Origin of the sequence: Burkholderia sp. Se-20373 (assembly GCF_017104705.1) — a bacterium.
GTDB lineage: Bacteria > Pseudomonadota > Gammaproteobacteria > Burkholderiales > Burkholderiaceae > Burkholderia.
Map to the genome: position 1 here is coordinate 39,414 of NZ_JAAGPH010000054.1, position 7,529 is coordinate 46,942.

Here is a 7,529-nt window from a genome sequence, read left to right on the forward strand (position 1 = left end):
GGAGACACCGCATGCAAGTCATCGATCCCCATGTGCACTTCTGGTCGCTGGGTACGCACCACTACCCGTGGCTCGAGCATCCGAAAACGTCGTTCGTCGGCGATGCGCTGCTGTTGAAGCACGACTACCTGCCCGGTGATCTGTTGAGCGATGCCGGCGAGATCGAGATCGTGAAGATCGTGCACGTCGAAGCCAATCACGATCCGGCCGACCCGGTCGAGGAGACGCGCTGGCTGCAGACGCTCGCCGATGCTGGCGACGGACGGGCTGCCGGATGGCCGAACGGCATCGTCGCCGCGGCGGATCTGAGCGTACCGGATGTCGAGGCAACGCTGGCCGGACATGCTGCGTTCGCAAACGCACGCGGCATTCGCCAGATCCTCAACGTGCATGACAACCCGCTGTACGGCTATGTTCAGCGGCATTACCTGCGCGACCCGGTCTGGCGGAAAAACTTCGGACTGCTTGCGCGATACGGCCTGTCGTTCGACTTGCAGCTCTATCCGTCGCAGATGGACGAGGCGGCGCATCTGGCGCGGGTGCATCCCGACATCCAGATCGTGCTGAACCACGCCGGAATGTTCGTCGATCGCGACAGCCCTGCCGGTTATCGCGCGTGGCGCGAGGGCCTGAAAACGCTGGCCGCGTGCCCGAACGTGGCGGTCAAGATCAGCGGGCTGGCGATGTTCGATCATCACTGGACCGTGGAAAGCCTGCGTCCGTATGTGCTCGAGACGCTGGATACCTTCGGCGTCGAGCGCGCGATGTTCGCGTCGAACTTTCCGGTCGACAGGCTGTTCGGCTCGTACGACGCGTTGTGGCAAGCGTATGCGCGCATCGTCGCAGGCGCGAGCGATGACGAGCGGCGGCAGCTGTTCGTCGCCAACGCCGAGCGCATCTACCGCATCTAGCGGTGCCAGCGGCCGCGGCAATGGCTGGCGGCCGCACAACGACAATATCGACGGAGACAACAGTGCAGACATCCTCAAGCGGCACGACCGTGCCGCGGTTGGCGCTCAGCGGCGCCAGCAAGTCGTTCGGCGCGGTGCGCGCGCTGATCGACGGCAACCTCACGATGATGCCGGGCGAAGTGCACGCGCTGCTCGGCGAAAACGGCGCAGGTAAATCGACGCTCGTGAAGATTCTCGCGGGCGTCCATGCGCCCGACACGGGCACGCTGTCCATCGACGGGACCGAGCGGCGGTTTTCGTCGCCGGCCGATGCGCGCGATGCCGGCATCGCGGTGATTTATCAGGAGCCGACGCTTTTCTTCGATCTGTCGATCGCGGAAAACATCTACATGGGACGGCAGCCCGTCGACCGGTTCGGGCGCATCGATTACGACACGATGCATCGGGAAGTGGCCGAGCTGCTCGTATCGCTGGGCGTGAACCTGAAACCGCAGCAGTTGGTGCGCGGCCTGTCGATTGCGGACCAGCAGGTCATCGAGATCGCGAAAGCGCTGTCGGTCGACGCGAACGTGCTGATCATGGACGAGCCCACTGCCGCGCTGTCGCTGCCCGAAGTCGAACGGTTGTTCGCGATCGTGCGGACGCTGCGCGAGCGGGGCGCGGCGATTCTATTCATCACGCACCGTCTGGAGGAAGTGTTCGCGTTGACGCAGCACCTGACGATCATGCGGGACGGCGCGAAGGTTTTCGACGCGCGCACGTCGGACATGACCACGGCCGACATCGTCGCGAAGATGGTGGGACGTGACCTGGAGACGTTTTATCCGAAAGCGCAGGTCGAGCCGGGCGACGTGAAGCTCGCGGTTCGAGGGCTCACGCGCATCGGTGTATTCAAGGACGTGACGTTCGATGTCCGCGCCGGTGAAATCGTCGCGCTGGCTGGCCTGGTGGGTGCCGGTCGCAGCGAGGTGGCGCGGGCGATCTTCGGCATCGACCCGCTCGATTCGGGCGAGATCCGCGTGGCGGGCAAGGTGCTCTCGGCCGGGCAGCCCGGGCGGGCGATCAAGGCCGGGCTCGCGATGGTGCCGGAAGACCGGCGCCAGCAGGGGCTCGCACTGGAACTCAGCATCGCGCGCAACGCCTCGATGACGGTGCTCGGTCGCCTGACACGGTTCGGTTTGATTTCCGCAGCGCGTGAAGCGGTGCTTGCGCACGAGTGGGGCGCCCGCTTGCGCCTGAAAGCGAGCGACCTGACGTTGCCGGTCGGCACATTGTCTGGCGGCAATCAGCAGAAGGTGGTGCTCGGCAAGTGGCTGGCGACCGGTCCGAAGGTGCTGATCATCGACGAGCCGACGCGCGGCATCGATGTCGGCGCGAAGGCGGAAGTGTATGGGGCGCTGTCCGAGCTGGTCAGGGACGGCATGGCGGTACTGATGATTTCGAGCGAACTGCCGGAAGTGCTCGGCATGGCCGATCGCGTGCTCGTGATGCACGAAGGCCGCATCCGCGCGGAGATTCCGCGGGCGCTCGCGACTGAGGAGCGAATCATGCGGGCCGCGCTCGGGCAAGACGATATCGAACTGGGACGGGCGGCATGACGAGCGGAACAAACACGATGAATCGAACCGAGCGCATCCCGACGCGTGGAACACTGGCTGGCGGATTGTCTGCCGTCGTGAAGCGACGCGAGGCGACATTGTTCGTCGTCCTGGTGGCGCTGATCGCATGCACGGCGCTTGCCCGTCCGCAGTTTCTCAGCATGCAGAATCTGCGGGATGTGCTGCTCAACGTGTCGATCGTCGGCTTGCTGACCGCAGGCATGACGGTCGTGATGCTGATGCGGCACATCGATCTGTCGATCGGCTCGGTGGTCGGCATCAGCGCGTATGGCGTCGGCGCCCTTTATGTCGCGTATCCGGCCATGCCGGTGCCCGTCGCCCTGGCGGCGGGGCTCGCCATCGGGCTGGCGGCCGGCGCGATCAATGCCAGTCTGGTCGCCATCGGCCGGGTCCCGTCGTTGGTCGCGACGCTGTCGACGCTCTACATCTTTCGTGGCGCCGACTATGCGTGGGTCCACGGCGGCCAGATCAACGCCACGAGCCTGCCCGATGCGTTCTCGCGGCTTGCGACCGGTTCGGTCCTGGGCATTCCGGTCCTGGCGCTGGTCGCCGCTGTCGTTCTCGCCGGGCTGTCGGTCTATCTGAAGCAGTTTCGTGCGGGGCGCGAACATTACGCGATCGGTTCCAATCCGGAGGCGGCGCGGCTGGCCGGCATCCGGGTCGATCGGCGCGTCATGACCGGCTTCATGATCTCCGGCGCGATCGCGGGCTTCGCCGGCGCACTTTGGCTGGCACGCTTCGGCACGGTCGATGCGAGTACGGGCAAGGGTATCGAACTCCAGGTGGTCGCGGCGGCCGTGGTCGGCAGCGTGGCCATCAACGGCGGCGTCGGCACGATCCTGGGCGCGACGCTTGGCGCGGTCGTGCTCGGTGTCATCAGCATCGCGCTCGCGGTGCTTCACGTCTCGCCCTTCTGGGAGCAGGCAATCCAGGGCGCGCTGATCGTGGCGGCCGTCGCCACCGATACGCTGCTCGCCCGCTCCATCGCAAAACGCATGATGAGGAAACGCGACCATGGTTAATCGATCCAACCCGGTTCCGGTCCGCCGGTCCGCCGCTGCGCTGACCTGGGAAGTACTCCTGGCCGTCATCCTTGCAGCGTCGCTGGTGATGGCGCGCGTGCTGTCGCCGGTCTTTCTCGACGCGGCCAACTTGACCAACATCCTGCTCGACATCGCCGAGATCTCGTTGATGGCGATGACGATGACGCTGATCGTCGTGACGGGCGAGATCGACCTGTCGGTGGCGTCGATCCTCGGTGCATCGAGCGCGCTGATGGGCGTGCTCTGGCATCTCGGCCTACCGATGCCGGTCGTCATCGTTCTGGTGCTCGCTGGCGGCGCGCTTGCCGGGTTCTTCAATGGCTGGGTGATCGTTCGCTTCGAACTGCCGTCACTGGCGGTGACCATCGGGACGCTCGCGCTGTTTCGCGGCCTCGCGTACGTGCTGCTCGGCGACCAGGCGATTGCGGATTTTCCGGCGGCTTACACGTCGTTCGGGATGAATACGGTAGGTGCGACGTTCATTCCCGAGCCGTTCGTCATCGTCATCGTCGCTGCCGTGCTGTTTACCGTTTTGCTACAGGCGACGGCGTTTGGTCGCAGCCTCTATGCGATTGGGTCCAACAACCAGGCGGCCGCTTTTTCGGGCATCGATGTCAAGAAGACGAAGCTGAAGCTGTTCGTGTTGTCGGGCGTGATGAGCGCGATCGCGGGCATCGTCTACACGCTTCGCTTCACGAGTGCGCGCGGCGACAACGGCGAGGGTTTCGAGTTGGCTGTCATCGCCGCGGTGTTGTTCGGCGGCGTGAGCATCTTCGGCGGACGCGGTTCGTTGTACGGCGTGCTGCTGTCGCTGCTGATCGTCGGCGTCCTGAAGAACGCGCTCACGCTCGTCGACGTGTCGAGCGAGACCCTGACGATCGTCACCGGCGTGTTGCTGCTGTCTTCCGTGCTGATCCCGAATCTTGTCGCGGGCTGGCGGGCGCGCAGAGCGCGACGCGCGATCGCGCATTGAACGGCACCGTGTACCGAGTGTGAACCCAACGCATATCAACAACGCCGGCCGAGCGGCCCGGCGATTCATAGGAGACGTAGCATGATCAAGACACTGCGCATGGCGACGACCGTCGCGGTTTGCAGCCTGTTGTTCGGAATCGGGAGTGCTGCCGGTGCAACCGGTGTGAAGGACGGCCTGAAGATCGCGTTCGTGCCGAAGCAGATCAACAACCCGTACGAGGTCATTGCCGACGAAGGCGGGATGGCGGCCATCAAGGAGTTCAAGGGCGACGGAAAGGTGGTCGGCCCGTCGGACGCCGGCGCGTCGTCGCAGGTGCAGTATGTCAATACGCTGATTACGCAGCGACAGAATGCGATCGTGATCGCGGCAAACGATCCCAACGCGGTCGTGCCGTATCTGAAGCGCGCGATGTCGCAGGGCATCAAGGTCGTCACGTTCGATTCCGACACGGCGGCGGACGGCCGCAATGTTTTCGTGAACCAGGCCAATGCCGAGAGCATCGGCCGCGGACAGATCCAGCTCGTCGCGAAGCTGATGGGCGGGGAGGGTGAGTTCGCGATTCTGTCGGCAACGCCGAATGCCACCAACCAGAACACCTGGATCAAGTGGATGCAGGAGGAACTGAAGAAGCCGGAATACGCGAAGATGAAGCTCGTCAAGATCGCATACGGCAATGACGACGACCAGAAATCGTTTGTCGAAACCCAGGGTCTGCTGCAGGCCTATCCGAACCTAAAGGCGATCGTGTCGCCGACCTCCGTCGGTATCGCCGCCGCCGCGCGCTATATCTCGACGTCGTCGAGCAAGGGCAAGGTGGCGGTGACGGGGCTCGGCACGCCGAACCAGATGCGCGCCTTCGTGAAGAACGGCACGGTCAAGGCATTCCAGCTCTGGGATCCGGGCCAACTCGGCTACCTCGCCGCCTATGCGGCCGCCAATCTCGCATCGGGTGCGATCTCGGGCAAGGAAGGCGAGAGTTTCGAGGCCGGCAAGCTCGGCAAGCGCACGATCGGCAAGAGCGGAGAGGTGATCCTCGGGCCGCCCACGACGTTCGATGCGTCCAATATCGATCAATTCAATTTCTGATATTGCGTTCCGCGACCCCGCCCGATTTCGGGCGGAACGGTCCAGACGGTCGATCGGACGAGACGATCAGCATCGCGTTCGAGCATCACGTTCGGACTTGGGCAGTGCATCGCAGCGCTTAATCCGAATCGACTACGCCTGCGCTGTTCTCGGTTTCCAACGTCAACTGATAGTTTTCTGAGAGGTACTTATGTTACTCGTACTCCAAGGTGGAGGAGGCTTTCGATATTGAGCCGTGGTGTACGTCTATGTCGTGCTTTGACGCCTTCATTTTGAAGTTCGACGAAATCTCATGGAAACGTCTAGCGAACGCCCGTACGCCTGTCGGGCACTAAAACAGTTTCGCCAGATCTCCGCGGTGACGGCGGATGGTGAAATCGACGAGTCGACGCCGAATGCGACCAATCACGCCGCGGGCCGATTGTCCTTTGCCGGTCTGGTCCGGGGAATAGCTTTCGACTGCCTCGCGCGAGCGGACGCCCTTGGCCCAGACGAGTAAGGCGGCTAGGGAGGCGCCATGGGCAAAAGGTTGCGGGCGCGAGCGATCGGACATTCGGAGATGATGGGCACCGGAATGACAGCGGCGTGACGACGGGGTGTGACGCGCCGTCGTGCCTAAACATCATTGACTCGTTCCGGAAAAAGTGGGAAATGGGCGTGTGCGCTAAAGTACTTTGAACCGCTAGCCGTAGCTAGCCAGAACCACTCAGCCGATTCGCCATCCCGCATTAACTGCAATAACGGTGCCGGTCACGAAGCTCGCGGTCTCCGAGGCAAGCCAGAGTACCGCAGTGGCCACGCCGTCCGGAGTGCCGGGGCGACCTAAAGGCGTTTCTGCAACGATGGAGGCAACGCGCTCCTCGGACCGCCCGCCGGTGAATCCTGTCCCGGCGATGAAGCTCGGTGCGATCGCGTTAGCAGTGCAGCCGTGTGGCGCTAGTTCTCACGCGAGCGCAAAGGTAAGGCCGTGAAAGCCTGCCTTCGCTGCGGCATAGGCCAGCCCGCCGATCTGCTGCCGCCAGTTTGTGCGCCACTCAAACTGATATTGATAACTCGCCCCCTAGGACGGGGCAACAGTGGAGCGACGCAGGGCACCATCAAAAAAAGCTGCCTTTGAGGTTGATTTCGATGACCGCGTTCCAATCTAGCTCGGCCTGGTCGAGTGCAGTACCAAGGCTCACTGAACGTACGAACCCCGCGGCATTGACCAGCAGATCCCCGCGCCAGACGTTCGTGAGTGTGGACTCGACATCCGTGCGCTGGCCTGCGTCGGCGAGTTGGCAAGTGGCTGCAGACCCCAGCTTCGCAACGGCTTCTCGTAACCGCTGATCGTTTCGACCGACAATTGTCACGCGATAGCCCGCGTTGATGCGTGCGCGCGCGATGCCCAAGCCGATGCCGCTCGCCCCCCCGGTTACAACTGCACGCCTTTCTCCGTCAATTTCTGGCTCCACTCGTTTGCATTGGATGCAGATTAAAACTGGAAATACGATACGTCTCATACGATTGAACAGCTGTTCTGATAATCTTGTCGTACGGCAACCCTCATTTTTCGGCAGCTCGAACAGTTTCTCGTCCTCGCGGAGACGACGAATTTCCGTCGTGCTGCAGAGCAACTCAACATGGCTCGGCCGCCACCGACGGCGTCGATCCGACATATCGACTTGCTGTTGGGTATGTACTTGCTGGAACGCCGCAGTCGCGTGACGTCTTCATCCGCAGCCGGAAAAGTTTTGCGCGAAGAGACGCGCAGGACAGTGGAACAATCGTAAGCGCTCGACACGTACCGTCTGTTCATGAGGGCGCGGCACCGGCAATCTGATTCCCATCAGATGTAATGGGAATCAGATTGATGAAGCCAGTGGTGCATGGAAGACAACCGGGATCGAGGAAC

The 7,529-nt window shown here is 62.9% G+C and carries 7 protein-coding genes; 5 read left to right on the top strand and 2 right to left on the bottom strand.

Annotated elements, in window-relative coordinates; genetic code table 11:
- The first annotated feature begins 11 nt into the window (after window positions 1-11).
- The 5 genes from G3N96_RS19145 (at window position 12) to rhaS (ending at window position 5,635) form a co-directional block, all read left to right on the top strand.
- On the top strand, window positions 12-911 hold the full coding sequence (locus G3N96_RS19145) for an amidohydrolase family protein (RefSeq protein ID WP_206138128.1): 900 nt from the start codon (window positions 12-14) through the stop codon (window positions 909-911).
- 20 nt (window positions 912-931) lie between these two features.
- On the top strand, window positions 932-2,509 hold the full coding sequence (locus G3N96_RS19150) for a sugar ABC transporter ATP-binding protein (RefSeq protein ID WP_241022724.1): 1,578 nt from the start codon (window positions 932-934) through the stop codon (window positions 2,507-2,509).
- 17 nt (window positions 2,510-2,526) lie between these two features.
- Window positions 2,527-3,552 carry an ABC transporter permease gene (locus G3N96_RS19155; RefSeq protein WP_241022725.1) on the top strand — a complete coding sequence of 342 codons (1,026 nt, stop codon included), beginning with the start codon at window positions 2,527-2,529 and terminating at the stop codon, window positions 3,550-3,552.
- Window positions 3,545-4,546 (top strand): ABC transporter permease, encoded by a 1,002-nt coding sequence (locus tag G3N96_RS19160; protein ID WP_206138131.1) that lies wholly within the window; start codon window positions 3,545-3,547, stop codon window positions 4,544-4,546. The genes G3N96_RS19155 and G3N96_RS19160 overlap by 8 nt, the downstream gene beginning before the upstream one ends.
- Before the next feature lie 99 nt (window positions 4,547-4,645).
- Window positions 4,646-5,635, top strand: coding sequence for a rhamnose ABC transporter substrate-binding protein (rhaS, locus tag G3N96_RS19165; RefSeq protein ID WP_241011632.1), 990 nt, complete (start codon window positions 4,646-4,648; stop codon window positions 5,633-5,635).
- Window positions 5,636-6,341: 706 nt separating this feature from the next.
- Here the strand turns inward: rhaS and G3N96_RS39235 are convergent.
- Complete coding sequence (locus tag G3N96_RS39235; protein ID WP_346778901.1) at window positions 6,342-6,545, bottom strand: SDR family oxidoreductase; 204 nt, start codon at window positions 6,543-6,545, stop codon at window positions 6,342-6,344.
- Window positions 6,546-6,732: 187 nt separating this feature from the next.
- Window positions 6,733-7,251 carry an SDR family NAD(P)-dependent oxidoreductase gene (locus G3N96_RS39240; protein WP_241022726.1) on the bottom strand — a complete coding sequence of 173 codons (519 nt, stop codon included), beginning with the start codon at window positions 7,249-7,251 and terminating at the stop codon, window positions 6,733-6,735.
- Window positions 7,252-7,529: the final 278 nt, after the last annotated feature.

What these genes read in the sequence shown, in the direction of transcription:
- G3N96_RS19145 (WP_206138128.1), top strand. Translation starts at nt 12, where the DNA reads ATGCAAGTCATCGATCCCCATGTGCACTTCTGGTCGCTGGGTACGCAC.
- G3N96_RS19150 (WP_241022724.1), top strand. Translation starts at nt 932, where the DNA reads ATGGCTGGCGGCCGCACAACGACAATATCGACGGAGACAACAGTGCAG.
- G3N96_RS19155 (WP_241022725.1), top strand. Translation starts at nt 2,527, where the DNA reads ATGAATCGAACCGAGCGCATCCCGACGCGTGGAACACTGGCTGGCGGA.
- G3N96_RS19160 (WP_206138131.1), top strand. Translation starts at nt 3,545, where the DNA reads ATGGTTAATCGATCCAACCCGGTTCCGGTCCGCCGGTCCGCCGCTGCG.
- rhaS (WP_241011632.1), top strand. Translation starts at nt 4,646, where the DNA reads ATGGCGACGACCGTCGCGGTTTGCAGCCTGTTGTTCGGAATCGGGAGT.